This window comes from Nocardioides nitrophenolicus (assembly GCF_016907515.1).
GTDB classification, from domain to species: domain Bacteria; phylum Actinomycetota; class Actinomycetes; order Propionibacteriales; family Nocardioidaceae; genus Nocardioides; species Nocardioides nitrophenolicus.
In genome coordinates this window covers 5,489,988-5,506,928 of the sequence record NZ_JAFBBY010000001.1, presented here as the reverse complement: position 1 = coordinate 5,506,928, position 16,941 = coordinate 5,489,988, and the positions used below count along the sequence as shown (strand labels likewise).

20 protein-coding genes are annotated in these 16,941 nt (G+C 73.0%); 9 read left to right on the top strand and 11 right to left on the bottom strand.

The annotated features are described in order from the left end of the window. Window positions 1-34 precede the first annotated feature (34 nt). On the top strand, window positions 35-835 hold the full coding sequence (locus JOD66_RS26420) for a 2-phosphosulfolactate phosphatase (RefSeq protein WP_204839743.1): 801 nt from the start codon (window positions 35-37) through the stop codon (window positions 833-835). On the opposite strand, the gene JOD66_RS26415 is transcribed toward JOD66_RS26420, so the two are convergent. Then, window positions 832-1,344, bottom strand: a complete 513-nt coding sequence (locus JOD66_RS26415) for a hypothetical protein (protein WP_204839742.1) — start codon at window positions 1,342-1,344, stop codon at window positions 832-834. The genes JOD66_RS26420 and JOD66_RS26415 overlap by 4 nt on opposite strands. Before the next feature lie 142 nt (window positions 1,345-1,486). Here JOD66_RS26415 and JOD66_RS26410 point away from each other — a divergent pair, with 142 nt between their 5' ends. After that, window positions 1,487-2,782, top strand: a complete 1,296-nt coding sequence (locus JOD66_RS26410; protein WP_204839741.1) for an ATP-binding protein — start codon at window positions 1,487-1,489, stop codon at window positions 2,780-2,782. 17 nt (window positions 2,783-2,799) lie between these two features. On the opposite strand, the gene JOD66_RS26405 is transcribed toward JOD66_RS26410, so the two are convergent. From JOD66_RS26405 to JOD66_RS26395, 3 genes are all read right to left on the bottom strand, one after another. Continuing rightward, window positions 2,800-4,446 (bottom strand): DNA polymerase Y family protein, encoded by a 1,647-nt coding sequence (locus JOD66_RS26405; RefSeq protein ID WP_204839740.1) that lies wholly within the window; start codon window positions 4,444-4,446, stop codon window positions 2,800-2,802. Further along, window positions 4,446-5,051 carry a DnaE2-dependent mutagenesis accessory factor ImuA' gene (gene imuA', locus JOD66_RS26400; protein WP_204839739.1) on the bottom strand — a complete coding sequence of 202 codons (606 nt, stop codon included), beginning with the start codon at window positions 5,049-5,051 and terminating at the stop codon, window positions 4,446-4,448. The genes JOD66_RS26405 and imuA' overlap by 1 nt, the downstream gene beginning before the upstream one ends. 491 nt (window positions 5,052-5,542) lie before the next feature. Continuing rightward, a complete protein-coding gene (locus JOD66_RS26395) occupies window positions 5,543-6,427 on the bottom strand; it encodes an SDR family oxidoreductase (protein ID WP_204839738.1) in 885 nt (294 codons plus the stop codon). A gap of 87 nt (window positions 6,428-6,514) precedes the next feature. Between JOD66_RS26395 and JOD66_RS26390 the strand changes: the two genes are divergently transcribed. From JOD66_RS26390 to JOD66_RS26365, 6 genes are all read left to right on the top strand, one after another. Next, entirely contained in the window at window positions 6,515-7,276 is a 762-nt protein-coding gene (locus JOD66_RS26390) for an enoyl-CoA hydratase family protein (protein WP_204839737.1), read from the top strand. Continuing rightward, a complete protein-coding gene (locus tag JOD66_RS26385) occupies window positions 7,273-8,166 on the top strand; it encodes a CoA transferase subunit A (RefSeq protein ID WP_204839736.1) in 894 nt (297 codons plus the stop codon). Before JOD66_RS26390 ends, JOD66_RS26385 begins: the two co-directional genes overlap by 4 nt. Beyond that, a complete protein-coding gene (locus JOD66_RS29690) occupies window positions 8,163-8,933 on the top strand; it encodes a CoA-transferase subunit beta (RefSeq protein ID WP_204839735.1) in 771 nt (256 codons plus the stop codon). Before JOD66_RS26385 ends, JOD66_RS29690 begins: the two co-directional genes overlap by 4 nt. After that, window positions 8,930-9,997 (top strand): NAD(P)H-dependent flavin oxidoreductase, encoded by a 1,068-nt coding sequence (locus JOD66_RS26375; RefSeq protein ID WP_204839734.1) that lies wholly within the window; start codon window positions 8,930-8,932, stop codon window positions 9,995-9,997. Before JOD66_RS29690 ends, JOD66_RS26375 begins: the two co-directional genes overlap by 4 nt. 119 nt (window positions 9,998-10,116) lie before the next feature. Next, window positions 10,117-10,404, top strand: a complete 288-nt coding sequence (locus tag JOD66_RS26370; protein ID WP_204839733.1) for a hypothetical protein — start codon at window positions 10,117-10,119, stop codon at window positions 10,402-10,404. Window positions 10,405-10,458: 54 nt separating this feature from the next. After that, entirely contained in the window at window positions 10,459-10,833 is a 375-nt protein-coding gene (locus tag JOD66_RS26365; RefSeq protein WP_204839732.1) for a hypothetical protein, read from the top strand. 16 nt (window positions 10,834-10,849) lie between these two features. Here the strand turns inward: JOD66_RS26365 and JOD66_RS26360 are convergent, their stop codons facing one another. Next, window positions 10,850-11,014 (bottom strand): hypothetical protein, encoded by a 165-nt coding sequence (locus tag JOD66_RS26360; protein ID WP_204839731.1) that lies wholly within the window; start codon window positions 11,012-11,014, stop codon window positions 10,850-10,852. Next, the gene (locus JOD66_RS26355; RefSeq protein ID WP_204839730.1) at window positions 11,014-11,394 is read right to left on the bottom strand and encodes a VOC family protein; all 381 of its coding nucleotides are present in this window, start codon (window positions 11,392-11,394) and stop codon (window positions 11,014-11,016) included. Before JOD66_RS26355 ends, JOD66_RS26360 begins: the two co-directional genes overlap by 1 nt. Before the next feature lie 69 nt (window positions 11,395-11,463). Here JOD66_RS26355 and JOD66_RS26350 point away from each other — a divergent pair, with 69 nt between their 5' ends. Further along, window positions 11,464-12,126, top strand: a complete 663-nt coding sequence (locus JOD66_RS26350; RefSeq protein WP_204839729.1) for a PilZ domain-containing protein — start codon at window positions 11,464-11,466, stop codon at window positions 12,124-12,126. A 22-nt stretch (window positions 12,127-12,148) separates the two neighbouring features. Here JOD66_RS26350 and JOD66_RS26345 read toward each other — a convergent pair whose 3' ends face one another. The 5 genes from JOD66_RS26345 to JOD66_RS26325 form a co-directional block, all read right to left on the bottom strand. Continuing rightward, window positions 12,149-13,138 (bottom strand): hypothetical protein, encoded by a 990-nt coding sequence (locus tag JOD66_RS26345; protein ID WP_204839728.1) that lies wholly within the window; start codon window positions 13,136-13,138, stop codon window positions 12,149-12,151. Continuing rightward, window positions 13,135-13,641, bottom strand: coding sequence for a SigE family RNA polymerase sigma factor (locus JOD66_RS26340; RefSeq protein WP_204839727.1), 507 nt, complete (start codon window positions 13,639-13,641; stop codon window positions 13,135-13,137). Before JOD66_RS26340 ends, JOD66_RS26345 begins: the two co-directional genes overlap by 4 nt. Window positions 13,642-13,717: 76 nt before the next feature. Next, complete coding sequence (locus JOD66_RS26335; protein ID WP_204839726.1) at window positions 13,718-14,881, bottom strand: acetyl-CoA C-acetyltransferase; 1,164 nt, start codon at window positions 14,879-14,881, stop codon at window positions 13,718-13,720. A gap of 32 nt (window positions 14,882-14,913) precedes the next feature. Continuing rightward, the gene (locus JOD66_RS26330; protein ID WP_239545455.1) at window positions 14,914-15,717 is read right to left on the bottom strand and encodes an SDR family oxidoreductase; all 804 of its coding nucleotides are present in this window, start codon (window positions 15,715-15,717) and stop codon (window positions 14,914-14,916) included. Next, complete coding sequence (locus JOD66_RS26325) at window positions 15,714-16,916, bottom strand: acyl-CoA dehydrogenase family protein (RefSeq protein ID WP_204839725.1); 1,203 nt, start codon at window positions 16,914-16,916, stop codon at window positions 15,714-15,716. Before JOD66_RS26325 ends, JOD66_RS26330 begins: the two co-directional genes overlap by 4 nt. Between the last annotated feature and the right edge of the window lie 25 nt (window positions 16,917-16,941).

Here is a 16,941-nt window from a genome sequence, read left to right as displayed (position 1 = left end):
GGAGTGACCCGTCCGGCTCGCCTAGGCTGCGGCGATGGCCCACCCTCCCCCTCGTCGACCGGCCCCCGCGCACCACCAGGCGCGCCACCGGATCCGGCTGGAATGGGGACCGACCGGCGGCGCCGCGGTCGTCGAGGGAGCCGACATCGCGGTCGTGGTGGACGTGCTCTCCTTCACCACGAGCCTGTCGGTCGCCGTCTCCCGCGGCACCCTGGTCCATCCCTTCGCGTGGAGGGACGAGCGCGCCCAGCAGTACGCCGACCAACGCGACGCCGTCCTCGCCGTCGGCCGGCTGGAGGCGCGCCTGCTCGCCGAGCCGGCCCCGAGCCTGTCGCCGGCGCACCTCCTCGCCGGACCACAGGTCGCGCGGCTGGTGCTCCCCTCGCCCAACGGCTCCACGATCTGCTCGGCGCTGCGCGCCGGCGCCCCGGACCTCCTGGTCGTCGGCGCGGCGCTGCGCAACCGCTCCGCGGTCGCCCGGTGGCTCGTGCACCGCATCGAGGAGGGAGCGAGCGTCGCCGTCGTCCCCGCCGGCGAGCGCTGGCCGGACGACTCGCTGCGTCCCGCGGTCGAGGACCTGTGGGGCGCCGGCGCCGTCCTCGACGCACTGCCGGCCTCGCTGGCCGGTCTCCTCGCGCCGGAGGCGAGGCACGCCCTGGCGGCGTACCGGGCGGTGGCCGGCACGCTGTCCGGCGCCCTCGACGAGTGCGCGAGCGGGCAGGAGCTGATCGACCTCGGCTTCGGCGCGGACGTGGTGGTCGCCGCGGACCTGGACGCCGACGACGTCGTACCGGTGCTCACCGGCGACGGGTTCGCCCCCGCCGAGCGCTACTAGCTCAGCAGCCGGTCGATCTCGGCGAGCACGCCCTTGCGGTTCCTGCCGGTCACCTCGCGCTCGCGGACCCGCCGCAGCTCGTCGGGGCCGAGCGCGGCCAGCCGGGGCTTCACCTGCGCGATGGTGAGACGGGCGAGGTCGGGGACGACGAGCGACTCCACGTTGTCCGGCACGTCGGCCGCGGGCACCGGCGCCAGGTCGGTGCGCCGCCGGCCGGGCCGCAGCTGCGAGGGGATCGGCGGGAGCGGCAGCTTCGGCACCGGCAGTCGCGCCGGCTGGCGCACCGTGTCGAGCACCTGCAGCAGCGCCTGGGAGTAGGCCCGGCCGGTGCTGACGAGCTGGCCGAGCAGCTGGTCGGCCTCGGCCCGGGTCAGCGAGCCGCGCGCCACCAGGTCGTCCATCAGGCCCTGCAGGCGGGCCATCTGGATCGTGACGCTGTGTTCGAGCGCGCCGTGGAGGGCGCGCAGGTTGCGCCCGACCAGGTCGGCCGACTTGCCGGTGCGTCCCATGACTCCTCCAAGGGTGACGCCCTCCCTCCAGCAGGGTAGGTCGCGGGCGGTCCGGATATCCAGTGGCGTGGCGGGCGGAGGTCACCGCACACTGGCCGACTGTGCCCCGTACCCGTCCCCGATCGAACCGAAGGTGGTGACCATGACCGACATCGACGCCCTCGAGCTCCTCGCCGAGGCGCCCGCCCCCGCCCTGCGGCTGCTCGCCACCGCGATCGACCGCGAGTTCGAGCGCCGCGAGCAGACCGAGCCGACTCCCTACGAGCATGCCGCCGCCTGGCTCGGTGTCGCGGTCCCCGACCTGGTCGTGCTGAGGGAGGCGCCGGAGCACCCCGTCGCCCACGCCGTCGGACACTGGCTGTTCGAGGCGCGGGCACGCTGGAGCGCCGAGCATGTCGGCGCGTCGCCGTCCCGGCCCGCGCGGTCCGAGACGGTCCCGGGTGCACGCGGCGACGTGCGGGCCTTCAGCTCGGTCACCATGTCGCTGCCGGCCGGCACGCTCGCCGGCGTCCCCGTCGTGGTCCGGCTGGCATCCGACCGGTTCGGCACCGAGCTCGAGCTGATCGGCCGTCCTCGGGACGCGGACGGGCTGCCCGACCTGCTCGACGGGCTCCTGCGTCGCTGCCGCACCACCGGCTCGCCGTACCGCCAGGGCACCTATCGGCTGAGCGCCGGCAACCGGGGGCTGGTCCTCGAGCGCTGGACTCCCCCGGCCGCGTCGCGCGACCTGCTCAAGCTCGACGCCGCCGTGTGGCACACCGTGGACCGCGGCGTGCACCGGGTGCTGGAGCTCGCCCCCGACCTCGCCGCCCGCGGCCTCGGCACCAGCACCGGGCTGCTGCTCGTCGGACCTCCCGGCACCGGCAAGACCCAGCTCGGCACGGTGATCGCCCGCGAGCTGCACGGGACGACGACCGTCCTGGTGCCCGACACCTACGTCACCGAGCACTTCCTCACCGAGCTCTTCGACCTCGCCGCGGACCTGTCGCCCAGCCTGATCCTGATGGACGACCTCGACCTGATCGCCGGCGAGCGCGGCCAGACCAACCCGCACCGGCTGCGGGAGTTCCTCAACGTGATGGACGGCGGCCTCGCCGACCGCAGCGGCGTCGTGGTCGTCGCGTCCACGAACGACCACCGGAAGATCGACAAGGCGGCCCGCCGCTCGTCCCGCTTCGACACGGTCATCCGGATGGAGCCGCCGGGCGTCGAGGGCCGGCTCGCGATCCTCCGGCGCTATCTCGCCTGGTGCGACGCCCCGCTCGACCTGACGGCGGTGGCGCGGGCCACCGAGGGCGCGACCGGCGCGGACCTGAAGGAGCTGGTCCGGGCCACGGTGCTCGAGACCCGGGACGCGGTGACCACTGCCGCGCTGCTCTCCCAGGCGGGCGAGGGCGGGTGGCGTCCGTCGGCACCGGCGGCCGGCGACTACCTGTGAGGCTCAGGCAGCCAGGCTCAGTCATAGGCCGCCTCCACCTCCCAGCTGCCGGGCGAGCGCCAGCACATCAGCCAGGCCCGGCCGTCCACGCCGACCAGCTGGAACCGGGCCGCCCGGCCCGCCTCGGCGCCCGAGCCCGAGCCGGCTGAGCCCGGCGCCAGCCACCAGCCCTCGTCGACCGGCCACGGCCCGGCCCAGGAGGCGACGGGGCACCAGCGCCGGCCGATCCGCAGCCGCCACGGCTCGCCGGTCACCAGCCCGCGCGCGGTGACGGCCACGGCGACCCCGACCTCGTCGACCACCTCGGCCTCGAGCGGGGCGGCGAAGACCCGGCTCGGGGCGGGGCCGGGGATCCGGCCGGGCCAGGGGCGCTCGACCGGACGCAGGCCGACCGGCCGCTCCCCCCACGGCACCAGCGCCTGACGGTCCGCGGCGCCGCGCCCACCCTGGAGCACGGGGACCCGGACGGCGTCGTACCCGACCATCGCCTGGACCCGGGCGACGCCGCGGACGACCTGCTCCTCGGCACCCCCGCCCCACAGCCCGTCGGCATGGTCGCCGGCCGGCTCGACGACATCGGGCAGGAAGCGGACCAGGGTGACCGCGGAGGTGATCGTCTCGCCGGTGCCCTTGCGGCTGCGCAGCCCCGAGGACGCCATCCCGGCCTGGAGCTGCCAGTGCACCCGGTCGACGAGGTCGCGGGAGCTGAAGCAGCGGGGATGGAGCCAGGTCCGCGCGGAGACCCCGTCCTCGAACTCCGCCTCGATCCGCACCGAGGTCGCCACCAGCTGCCGGTCGGCCAGTCCGGCGACGAAGCGCTCGGCGGTGGTGCGGACGCTGAACGTGACCGCCTCGGCGGAGTCGAGGGGCGGCTCGAAGGCGATCTCGCAGGCGAGCTCGGGAGGAGGAGTGCGGGAGGCGAGCCGGGTCACCTCCCGCCCCTGGACCCGCCGCCACACGTCGGCGCCGTAGCCGCCGAACCGGTTGGCGACCTCGCTCGCCGTGAGCCGGGCGAAGTCGGCGAGCAGCACCAGGCCGAGCCGGCGCAGCAGGTCGGCGAGCTCGGCGCCCTCGGGCCCGTCGTCGGCGAGGACCGTGACGGGCAGGCCGCGGAGGAACTCCGCCGAGGACCCCGGCGCGATCGAGAGACATGCCTGAGGCGGCGCCTCCCGCGCGGCCCGCTCGGCGGTGTAGAGGTCGTCGGCCGCGCCGAACCGGCTGTCCCACACCCCGGCCTGGACGAGATGCTCGGCGAGGACCGCCGCCGCGGCCTCCTCGCCGTCGATCGCGCCACCGGCCCCACGGCGGGCGAAGTAGCGTCCTGGCGCCGGGACCGCGAGCAGCCCGGGCCGCAACGGCGCCACCCCCGGCCGCACCGTCTCCACCGCCGTCAGGACCGGCTCGAACCACCGGGCGTCGCGGTCGGGGTTGGCGTCGAGCAGGACCACCTCGGGACAACGCGCCTGGGCGTCGCGGCGCCGGTGCCCCCGGCGTACGCCCTCGGCGCGGGCGGCGGCATTGCACACCACCACCTTGTTGTTGGCCAGGACGACGGCCGGCGCCGCGGCATCCAGCGCCACCCCCTGCTCGGCGCCGGAGTCCGCCAGCTCGAGCAGGCCAGCCGTGACCGACCAGTCGGGGCACCAGAGCACCATCGTCCGCATCACAGCACCACCTCCGCCCGCATCGGCATCCGCCCGCCGCCCCGGGCGACGAGGGTGGTCCGCCGCTCGCGCAGCCGGCCCCGCCCCTGACCGATCCCCTCCCAGCTGACCTGCTCGGCACTGATCCGCGCCTCACAGCGCGGCCACTCCCCCTGCACGACCAGCACCGCCGACCGCGCGCGCAACCGGGCCTCGAGGAGCGAGGCGGAACGGGCGTCGACCCCGCCCGGCGGCCGCAGCACCACGACCTTGAGCACGTCGACCAGCGCGGCGGTCACCTCGAGCCAATGCTCCCCGGGGGTGGGCACCAGGACCGTGCGGCCGAGCACGATCCCCTGCTGCTGGGCTGCCTCGGCGCCGAAGTCGTCCCAGCCGGCGAACCCGACCCACTCCCCGGCCTGGGACGCGCCCGCCGCGAGCGCCAGCCCGAGCGTCGCCGAGTCGACGCCGTAGACCCCGCCGGTGCGCAGCTGGACCAGCCCGGCGAGCAGGGGCAGCACCGGCACCCCCAGCCGGGTCGGACCACCCTCGAGGGCAGCGATCCGCCCCCGCAGCTGGTCGACGACCGACCGGGGGTCGTCGATCTCGAGGGGGCGGACGCTCATCCCACCATGTTCGAACAAGTGTTCGAACAAAGCAAGTGGTGGCCCCGCCGCTCCCGCCGACCTCCGGGTCAACGTGATTGCGGTTTGGGACCAAACCGCAACATTTCGAGCCGATCACCTGCAGTCTCTGCCCAATCCCGAGCTGGCCTGACCACCTCGCCACCCGGAGCGCGACACCACGCCGACCTCGGCGCCACCCCCGAACCCCACGGGCCAGCTCAACTGCGGTTTGGGACCAAACCGCAACATTTCGAGCCGATCACCTGCAGTCTCTGCCCAATCCCGAGCTGGCCTGACCACCTCGCCACCCGGAGCGCGACACACCACGCCGACCTCGACAACACCCCGAACCCCACGGGCCAGCTCAACTGCGGTTTGGGACCAAACCGCAACATTTCGAGCCCATCACCTGCAGTCTCTGCCCAATCCCGAACTGGCCTGACCACCACCCGCCCCGCGAACCAAGAGCGGCCGGTCAGCAAGCACCGCGCTCAGGCAGTCCCGTACACCGGCTCCGGGGTCGGCGCCTCGGCGAGCAGGTCACGCAGGGCGACACCGACCTTCTCGGCCTCCCACCGGGCGCCGTTGTCGCGCGCGGGGCCGTGCGACCACCCGTTCTCGACGGTGATGACCGATCCGTCGATCTCGATCACCCGGCCGGTGACGTCGCCGGCCTCCTCGGAGGCGAGCCAGGCCACGACGGGCGAGTTGTCCTCGGGCAGCGCCATGGCCGAGGTGTCGAACGCGCCCTCGGTCATCCGGGTCTTGGCGACCGGCGCGATCGCGTTGACGGTGACGCCGTACCGGCCCAGCTCGACGGCCGCGACCAGGGTCATGCCGGCGATGCCCGCCTTCGCGGCGGAGTACGTCGTCTGGCCGAGTGAACCCTGGAGGCCGGCGCCGGAGGAGGTGTTGATCACCCGGGCCGCGCGCTGGCGGCCCTCCTTGGCCTCGGCGCGCCAGTACGCGCCGGCGTGCCGGAGCGGGGCGAAGTGGCCTTTGAGGTGGACCCGGATGACGGCGTCCCACTCCTCCTCGCTGGTGTTGATCAGCATCCGGTCGCGCAGGAACCCGGCGTTGTTGACGAGGATGTCGAGCCCGCCGAAGGTGTCGATCGCCTGTCGGACCATGGCCTCGGCGGCGGCGAAGTCGGCGACGTCGGCACCGTTGACCACTGCTGCTCCGCCCATCGCCTCGATCTCGGCGACGACCTGGTGCGCGGGCGACTCGTCGGTGCCCTCGCCGGCGGCGGACACGCCGAAGTCGTTGACGACGACCTGCGCGCCATGGCGCGCCAGCTCCAGCGCGTGGGCGCGTCCGATTCCTCGTCCGGCACCGGTCACGATCGCGACCCGGCCTTCCAGCAACCTGCTCACTTCGGTCTCCTCTACGACGTCGGTTCGCCCACTCCGATGCGGGACAGGACGCACAATACCAAGCAAATGCTTGGTAGCATTCCCGGCATGACAGTCACCAGCGAGTTGCGGCCGGACGGGATCCGCGTCGTCACGATGAACGCTCCCCCGGTCAACGCCCTCACGGTCCAGGGCTGGTTCGACGTGGCCGCCGCACTCGACGAGGCCAGCGCCGATCTGGCGACCAAGGTCGTCGTGCTCCGCGCGGAGGGCAAGGGCTTCAATGCGGGCGTCGACATCAAGGAGATGCAGAACACCAGCGGCTTCGACGCCCTGCTCGGAGCCAACAAGGGCTGCTTCGCCGCCTTCAAGGCTGTCTACGAGTGCTCGGTCCCCGTCGTCGCGGCCGTCAACGGATTCTGCGTCGGCGGCGGCGTCGGCCTGGTGGGGAACGCCGACATCGTGGTCGCGAGCGACGACGCGTTCTTCGGCGTACCCGAGGTCAACCAGGGCGCCCTCGGCGCCGCGACCCACATGGCGCGCCTCGTCCCCCAGCACATGATGCGCACCCTCTACTTCACCGCCCGCACCATCCCCGCGCGAGAGCTCGTGCAGTTCGGCTCCGTGCTCGAGGTCGTCCCCCGCGAGCAGCTCGACGAGGCCGCCTTGAAGGTCGCCGGGGAGATCGCCGCCAAGAACACCAAGGTGATCCGGGCCGCCAAGGAGGCGCTCAACGGGATCGACCCGGTCGACGTCAACAAGTCCTACCGCTGGGAGCAGGGCTTCACCTTCGAGCTCAACCTGATGGGCGTCAGCGACGAGCTCCGCGACGACTTCGCCGGAACCACCAAGGCCGGAGGCGCCCAGTGAGCCGCAAGCCCCGCGACAAGCGGACGTCGATCGACGACGTGATCGCCTCGCTCGAGAGCGGGATGACCATCGGGATCGGCGGCTGGGGCCCGCGGCGCAAGCCGATGGCCCTGGTCCGCGCGATCTGCAACTCCGACCTCGAGGACCTCACCATCGTCAGCTGGGGCGGTGCCGACGTCGGCCTGCTCGCCCGTGCCGGCAAGATCCGGCGCCTGGTCTACGCCTTCGTCAGCCTCGACTCGATCCCCCTGGAGCCGAACTTCCAGCGCGCCCGCCAGACCGCGGCGATCCCCGAGATCGTCGAGCTCGACGAGGGGATGTTCCAGACCGGACTCAAGGCCGCGGCCGAGCGGCTGCCGTTCCTGCCGATGCGCGCCGGGCTGGGATCCGACGTCCTGGTCAACAACCCGTGGATCAAGACCGTCACCAGCCCGTACGACGACGGAGTCGGCCACGAGGAGCTGGTCGCCGTGCCCGCGCTCAAGCTCGACGTCGCACTGGTCCACCTCAACCGCGCCGACATGCACGGCAACGCGACCTACCTCGGCCCGGACCCGTACTTCGACGACCTGTTCGCGATGGCGGCCGACCGCACCTATCTCAGTGTCGAGCAGATCGTCGACACCGCCGGGCTCACCGTCGACACCCCCGTCCAGCGGGTGCTGCTGAACCGGATGATGGTCACCGGCGTGGTCGAGACCCCCAACGGTGCGCACTTCACCAACTGCGTGCCCGACTACGAGCGCGACGAGCGCTTCCAGAAGGCGTACGCCTCGGCGGCGTCCGGATCCGACGAGGACTGGCAGGCATTCCACGACCGCTTCCTCGCCGGCGACGAAGCGGCCTACCAAGCGGCCGTTCGGGCCTTCACCGAGGAGAACGCCAAGTGAGCGACTACACCCGGGCGGACGTCTGCGCCGCCGCGATCGCCGACGCCTTCAAGGACGACGGCGAGATCTTCGCCAGCCCGATGGGACTGCTGCCCATGCTCGGCGTCCGGCTCGCCAAGCTCACCAGCAACCCGGACCTGGTGATCTCCGACGGCGAGGCGTTCTTCCTCGCCGGTACGCCGCCGCTGTTCGCGAAGGGCGACGTCGTCGAGGGCTGGATCCCGTTCCGCAAGGTCTTCGACGTGATCGCCTACGGCCGGCGGCACGTGATGATGGGCGCCACCCAGGTCGACCGCGACGGCAACCAGAACATCTCCGCGATCGGGCCGTTCGCCCAGCCGACCCGCCAGCTGCTCGGCTCCCGCGGGGCGCCGGGCAACACGGTGGGCCACCGCACGTCGTACTGGGTCCCCCGCCACTCCCCCCGCGTCTTCGTCGAGCGGGTCGACACCGTCTCCGGCGTCGGCCCGAAGCGCGCGAAGGCCGCCGGCATCGGCGCGAGCCGCTACAACGACATCCACCGGGTCGTCAGCAACCTCGGGGTCTTCGACATGGGGGGCGCGGACGACACGATGCGCCTGGTCTCGCTCCACCCCGGCGTGAGCGTCGACGACGTCGTCGCCGCCACCGGGTTCGCGCTCGAGATCCCGGCCGAGGTCGCGTCCACCCGGGAGCCGACCTACGAGGAGCTGACCCTGATCCGCGAGATGCTCGACCCGAAGGGTCTGCGCTTCAAGGAGGTTCCCCAGGAAGAGGTGGCGCAGTGATCGCCCAGCAGCTCCGTACGCCCTTCACCGACCTGGTCGGCGTACCTCACCCCGTCGTCCAGACCGGCATGGGCTGGGTCTCCGGCCCGCGCCTGGTGTCCGGCACAGCCAACGCCGGCGGCCTCGGCATCCTCGCCTCGGCGACGATGACCTTCGCCGAGCTCGAGGCCGCGATCATCGAGGTCAAGGGCCGCACCGACCGGCCGTTCGGCGTCAACCTGCGCGCCGACGCCGGTGACGCCGCCGACCGCTGCCAGCTGCTCATCGACCACGGGGTGAAGGTCGCGTCCTTCGCACTCGCCCCCAAGCCCGAGCTGATCGCCAAGCTCAAGGAGCACGACATCGTCGTGATGCCGTCGATCGGCGCGGCCAAGCACGCGGTCAAGGTCGCCTCGTGGGGCGCCGACGCGGTCATGGTCCAGGGCGGCGAGGGCGGCGGCCACACCGGCGCCGTACCCACCACGCTGCTGCTCCCGACCGTCCTCGACGCCGTCGACATCCCGGTCATCGCCGCGGGCGGCTTCTTCGACGGCCGCGGTCTCGCCGCCGCGCTGTCGTACGGCGCGGCCGGCGTCGGCATGGGCACCCGCTTCCTGCTCACCCGCGACTCCGCGGTCCCGCAGGCGGTCAAGGAGCTCTACCTGTCGAAGGGCCTGTCCGACACCGTCGTCACGACCAAGGTCGACGGCATGCCGCACCGGATCCTGCGCACCGACTTCGTCGAGTCGCTCGAGGAGACCTCCGCGGTACGCCGGCTCGGCCCGACCGCGCGCCGGACCCTGGAGTTCAAGAAGGCGTCGGGCATGTCCTGGGCCGAGCTGCTCAAGGACGGTCGCGCGATGAAGAAGGCACAGGGGCGCACCCTCGGCCAGATGGCACTCGCCGCCAACACCCCGACCATGCTGCGTGCCGGGCTGGTCGAGGGCGACACCTCCGCGGGGGTGCTCGCCAGCGGCCAGGTCGTGGGCGTGATCGACGACCTGCCGTCGTGCGAGGAGCTGATCGAGCGGATCGTCGTCGAGGCCGCCGGCGAGCTGAAGCGGGCATCGTCGTACGTCGTGTGATCGATCTCGCGAACGAGGGCGCGACGGGCAGGTCCCGTCGCGCCCTCGCCGCGTCTCCTCGCCGCCCCCACCCCCGTTGTGTCGGACCCCTCCCCTAGGGTCGGTCGGGTGAGTGGCCGATGAGCAAGATGGATGCAGTGCGCGCGATGCGCGAGGCCCGGTACGCCGAGGCCCAGGCCCGCGCGGGTGGTTCGGCCCCGGCCGCGAAGCGGGCCACGCCCGCCAAGGCCGCTACGCCGGCCAAGGCGGCGAAGGCCACGAAAGCCGCGAAGGCCGCGAAGGCTCAGCCGGCGGTGGCGCCGGCCGAGGACGGCGCCGACGAGGCGCTCTGCGGGCACCGCAACATCAGCGGCCGCACGTGCACCCGCGAGCGCGGGCACGCGGCGAAGAGTCACCGGTACTCCTAGCTCAGGCGCTGCTCCGATGCGGGCCCGGCCCGCGCCCACCGATACCCTGGGCTCGTGAACCAGACGTCGCAGCAGGGGGCCGGCCCGAACCCAGCGAGCCCTCGCCGCCGTCACCTGATGGACCCCAACGCGCCCCGCAAGGCGCCGGACCCGAAGGACATCGAGCGCCTGCAGCGGGTGCAGCGCCGGGTGGTGTCGGTGCTGGTGGTCACCACGATCCTGCACCTCTCGGCCGGCTTCGTGATCGCGGCCGACCACGTAGCCGACGACCGGATGGACGCCCGGATCGGGCTCAACCTCATCGCGGTGGCGTTCATGGTCGGCGGGATCGCCGCCACGCTCGTCATCAACGGCCGCTCATGGCGTTCGCCGTGGCTGCTGCTGGGACTGGTTCCTGGGATCGTCGGCCTGTGGTGGACGGTGCTCTGAGCCCGACCGGCGGCGTTCAGTCCTCGATGTCGGCCTCGTAGACGTCGTCGACCCCGTCGGCGACCGTGAACACCCAGCCGGTGTCGCGCCGCTCGTGATCGGGGTCGAGGCGCGCACCGTGCAGCACCTCGACCTCGGGGGTGACGCCCCGCGCCAGCATCGGGGCGAGGTCGGGGCTCATCAGGCGTCGGGGGCGTGACCGTGGAAGACCGCCTCGATGTTGTTGCCGTCGAGGTCGCGCACGAACGCGCCGTAGTAGCCCGGGTGGTACTCCGGCCACGCCCGCGGCGCGTGGAGCACCTCGGCGCCGACGGCGACGGCCGCCTCGTGGAAGGCGTGGACGGCGGCGACGTCCGCCGCGCGGAACGCGACATGAACCTCGCGCTGGGCCGGCATGTCGGCGTAGCTGCTCAGCCAGAAGGCGGGATCGCCCTCGGGGCCGTAGCCGACGGCGACGTCGTAGTCGAGGACCCGGCCGTAGCCCAGCGGCGCGAGCACCTGGTCGTAGAAGGACTTGGCCGCCGCGAGGTCGGCGCAGTTGATGCCGAGGTGATCGATCATGAGGACATCGAAGCAGTCAGGTCCGACATCCTCGCTCAGGTACGACGGCGCGCGGCCGATCGGGACGGCATGCAGCACACGCACGTCCCGCCCGATGTGCATCCCGGCGTGCTGCAGACGGTCAGCCTGACCCTGCGGCCGACCGCCGGAGCGCCGGTGGCGCTGGAGGCCAGGGTGCTCGACCTCGAGCCGCAGGCCGACGGCTCCACGACCCTGGTCGTGGCCTGTCCGGCCGGCCTGGACCCGCAGGAGTACCACTTCGACGCCACGGTGGCCTGGACCTACCCGCTCGGGCGGATGGAGTGCCCGGTCAGCACCCGCCCCGGACGTCGTGCGTACGGCGAGGTCTGGCTGCTGCGCCCGACCGCACCCGCCGCTCGGCTCCAGGAGCGGGCCTACTTCCGCGCCCGGATCTCGATGCCGGTCCTGCTCCGCTGGCACGACGACCTCGTCGAGGACGAACGGGAGCTGATCGGTGTCGTGGTCGACGTCAGCGAGGGCGGGCTGATGGCCAGCGTCCGCACCCAGCCGCCGCCGGTCGGCGCCCCCGTGCAGGCCACGGTCCGGCTCGCCGGCGACAACCTGGTGCAGGCCGCCACGGTCGTGCGGCACGTCCGGTTCGCCAGCGGCGGGCTCGGCGTCGCGGTCGGCTTCGTCGACCCGTCCGTCCACGGCGACCGGATCCGGCGGCTGGTCTTCGAGACCGAGCGCCGCCGGCGCCGCCGCAGCTGAGCTCGGCTGACCTGGGCCCGGATCAGCGCACCTCGCAGTCGACCGGGTCGTCGCAGTCGCGCAGGGGGTGGTCCTCGATGACCTCACCGGAGGCGTCGTACGCGATCACCCGCGCCAGCGGCCCGGCGACCTCGCCGAAGAACATCGACTCCCCGGGGACCAGCGTCCCGGCCAGGACCGTGCCCTCGACCTGGGCGCCGTCGGTGCCGACGAACACCGCGCGCGCGACGTCGGTGCCGTCGAGCCCGGCGATCGCGAGCGTCCCCGGCACGCCGTCGGCGTCGGACTCCGTGGTGAAGACCTCCATCGGCGCACCGCGCTGGAGGAAGCGCTCGGTGCCCATTCCCCACTCGTAGTTCCAGCTGTCGCCCTGACGGGTCAGCATCGCGGGGTAGCAGGTCACCCCCTCGGGCAGCTCGCCCGCGCCTTCCGTCGTCACGCAGCCGAGGTAGCGCGGTCCGGCGTCCACGGCGACGCCGGTGAGGTCGGTCGTGCCGGTCTCCCAGCCGTCCTCCTCGTCGCCGGCGGCCCTCTCGGTCGCCTCGGTGCCGTCGTAGAGCCAGGCCGGCAGGTCCTTGCGGTCGAACAGCGTCACGCCGAGGAATGCCTCGTCGGGCAGCTCGACGGCCTCGCCGTGCACCTCGACCGGGATGTCGCCGCCGAGGGAGCGCGATCCCGGCGCCGGGATCGCCACCAGGGACGGCGAGACCTGCTCGGCGCCCGGGATCTCGGCCAGCGCCCGGCGGGCCAGCTCGCTGAGCCCCTCCGACGTGGGTGCGGCGGACCTCGTCGGCGCCGCGGGGTCGGCCGCCCGTTCCGACCCGCCCGTGGCCGCCACCGCGATCACCGTGACCAGCGTCGCGCCGGCGACGACGGTGCCGGCCGCGCCGAGACGCCGCACCCGCCGGCGGCTCCGTCCACGACGGCGGATCAGGTCCAGGTCGGGTCCCGGGCCGGACGCACCGGTCCCGGTCAGCAGCTGCTCCAGCTCGGCCACATCTCGCTCGCTCACAACGCACCCCTCAGCTCGTCGGTGTCCTCGGTGATCGACACCCGCAGCTTGGCGAGGGCGCGCGACAGCGCGCTCTTCACCGTGCCCGGAGCGATGCCCAGCTCGGCCGCGACGGCGGCCTCGCTCAGGTCGCAGTAGTGACGCAGCACCACCACCCGCCGCTCCCGCTCGGTCAGTCCGGCGAGCAGGCGCACGATCAGGTCCCGGTCCTCGACCGTGGACCGCCCCGCCTCCGGGACGACGTCGAGTGCGGCGTCGCCCACCTCCACCACGCGCCTGCGGCGCAGGCGGTCGATGTTGAGGTTGAGCAGCACCCGCCGTGCGTACGCCGGGGCGTCGCCGGCCCGGACCCGGCTCCAGGAGGAGTAGGTCCGCACCAGCGCCGCCTGGGCGAGGTCCTCGGCCAGGTGGTGGTCGCCGGTCAGCAGGTAGCCGATGCGGTGCAGCCGCGGCCATGCGGTCGTGGCGAACTCGTCGAACGCCTCGTCGTGCTGGTTGCGCATCGCAGCTCCCTTCAGGTGTCACCCTCCCTTACGCAGGGAGGGCACACCGGGGTTCCGCGGTGAGCGGTGCGACTTCTCAGAGACGCTCGATGATGGTGACGTTCGCCTGCCCACCGCCCTCACACATGGTCTGCAGGCCGTAGCGCCCGCCCGTGCGCTCGAGCTCGTTGAGCAGCGTCGTCATCAGCCGGGCGCCGGTCGCGCCGATCGGGTGTCCGAGGGCGATGCCGCCGCCGTTGACGTTGACCTTCTCGTGCGGGACCCCGGTCTCCTTCATCCACGCGAGGACGACGGAGGCGAACGCCTCGTTGCACTCGAACAGGTCGATGTCGTCGACCGACATCCCGGACCTGGCAAGCGCATGCTTGGTCGCCGGGATCGGGCCGGTCAGCATCCAGACCGGGTCGTCGCCGCGCACCGACAGGTGCACGATCCGAGCCCGCGGGGTGAGCCCGTGGTCCTTGACGGCCTGCTCGGAGGCCACGAGGAGCGCGGCGGAGCCGTCGCAGATCTGCGAGGCGACGCCCGCGGTGATCCGGCCGCCGGGAGCGAGCGGCTGGAGGGCCGCCATCTTCTCGAGCGAGGTGTCGCGCGGGCACTGGTCGGTGTCGAAGACGGTTCCGTCCTCCAGCGCGTACGGCGCGATCTCGCCCGCGAACCGGCCGGCATCGATCGCGGCCCGGGCCCGCTCGTGCGAGGCGAGCGCGTAGCGCTCCATGTCCTCGCGCGAGACGTCCCACTTCTCCGCGATCATCTCGGCGGAGCGGAACTGGCTGACCTCCTGGTCGCCGTAGCGCTTGAGCCAGCCCGGCGACTCGGCGAACGGCGTGGAGAAGCCGTACTGCTGACCCGCGAGCATCGCCGCCGAGATCGGGATGGCACTCATGTTCTGCACGCCGCCCGCGACCACCAGGTCCTGGGTGCCGGACATCACCGCCTGGGCCGCGAAGTGCACGGCCTGCTGGGACGAGCCGCACTGGCGGTCGATGGTCACGCCGGGGACGTGGTCGGGCAGGCCCGCGACGAGCCACGCCGTACGGGCGATGTCGCCGGCCTGGGAGCCGAGCGTGTCGCAGCAGCCCAGGATGACGTCGTCGACGGCGCCCGGGTCGATGCCCGTGCGGTCGACGAGCGCGCTGATCGAGTGGGCGCCGAGGTCGGCGGAGTGGACGCCGGCGAGCGCGCCGCCGCGCTTGCCGACTGCGGTGCGGACCGCGTCGACGATGTAGGCCTCAGCCATGGCAGGTCTCCTTGCGTTGGAAGTTCGGGGAATCAGGCGTGCTGGCTGCTGACCGAGATGACCTCGCCCGTCAGGTACGACGAGTAGTCGCTCGCCAGGAAGACCATCACGTTGGCGACCTCCCAGGGCGCGGCGGCCCGGCCGAACGCCTCACGCTGCTTGAGCTCGACGAGCAGCTCGGGCGAGGTGACCTTCTCCAGGAAGGGGTGCATCGCCAGCGACGGCGAGACCGCGTTGACCCGGATGCCGTGCGGCGCGAGGTCGAGCGCCGAGCAGCGGGTCAGCGCCATCACGCCGGCCTTGGCGGCGGCGTAGTGGGCCTGGCCCTCCTGGGCGCGCCAGCCGATGACCGAGGCGTTGTTGACGATGACGCCCTTCTTGCCCGCGGCGACGAACCGCTGGCCGACCGCCCGGGTGGCCCGCATGGTACCGGTGAGCGTGATGTCGATGACCCGGTTCCAGACCTCGTCGGTGACCTCGAGGATCGAGTCCGTGCCGCCCAGGCCCGCGTTGTTGATCATGATGTCGACGCCGCCGAACTCGTCGGCCGCGTCGAGGAGGGCGGTGATGTCCTCCTCCCTCGTCACGTCGCAGACCAGCTGGCGGACCCGGTCGGCGCCGAACTCCGCGGCCAGCGCCTCCTCGGCCTCCTTGAGCCGGCGCTCGTGGGTGTCGCTGAACACCACGGCCCTGGCGCCCTCCTCCAGCGCCCGGCGTACGACGGCCGCACCGATCCCGGCACCGGCCGCGGCGGTCACGACGACCACCTTGCCGGCCAGCAGGTCGTGGCCCGGGACGTAGTCGGGGGTCGGCTGCTCGGGTCGCATGGCGGTCATCCGCGGGGCTCCTTCGGTAGGCCGAGCACGCGCTCGGCGAGGATGTTTCGTTGGATCTCGTCGCTGCCGCCGTAGATCGTGTCAGCACGCGAGAAGAGGAAGAGGCGCTGGTGGTCGTCGAGGTCGTACGACGATCCGCCGCGCGTGAGCAGGCCGTCGCGGCCCGCGACGTCCATGGCGACCTCGCCGAGGGTCCGGTGCCAGCCGGCCCAGGCCAGCTTGAAGATCGAGCCCGCTCCCCCACCGGCGGCCGAGTCCTGGCCCCCCTCGACGAGCGCGAGCGCACGCAGCGCGAAGCTGCGGATCACGGCCAGCTCGGTCTTGAGCGCGGCGAGCCGGTCGCGCACGACGGGGTCGTCGATGGAGCCGTTGTCCTTGGCCCGCGCGACGACGCTCTCGAGCTCGCGCGCGAAGCCGACGGTCTGGCCCAGGGTGGACACGCCACGCTCGAAGCCGAGCAGGCCCATCGCCACTCCCCAGCCACGGCCGGGCTCGCCGACCACCAGGTCGACGGAGGTGCGTGCGCCGGTGAAGAAGACCTCGTTGAACTCCGACCCGCTGGTGAGCTGTTCGATCGGGCGGATCTCGACCCCGTCCTGGCGGAGTGGGACGAGCAGGAAGGAGAGGCCCTGGTGCCGCTGTGAGCCCGGCTCGGTCCGCGCCACGACGAAGCACCAGTCCGAGAGGTGCGCGAGCGAGGTCCACACCTTCTGCCCGTCGATCACCCACTCGCCGGCCGACTCGTCCAGGCGGGCCCGGGTCTGCACGTTGGCGAGGTCGGAGCCGGCACCGGGCTCGGAGTAGCCCTGCGCCCACAGCTCGCGGACGCCGACGATCTCGGGCAGGAAGCGCTGCTGCTGCTCGGGCGTGCCGAAGGCGATCAGCGTCGGACCAAGCAGCTGCTCGCCCAGGTGGTTGACCCCGGCCGGCGCGTCGGACCGGGCGTACTCCTCGTGGAAGATCACCTGCTGCCACAGCGACAGGCCGCGACCACCGTGCTCCGTGGGCCATCCGACCGCGGTCCAGCCGTGCTCGGCGAGGTGCCGGTTCCACGCCAGCCGCTCGTCGTGGGCCTCGTGCTCCCGCCCCGGGCCACCCAGCCCACGCAGCGCGGCCCACTCGCCGGTCAGGTGGTCGCCGAGCCATTCCCGGATCTCGGCGCGGAACGCGCGGTCCTCAGGCCCCTCGGTGAGGTTCATGACTGGTACTCTACCAAGCAAATGC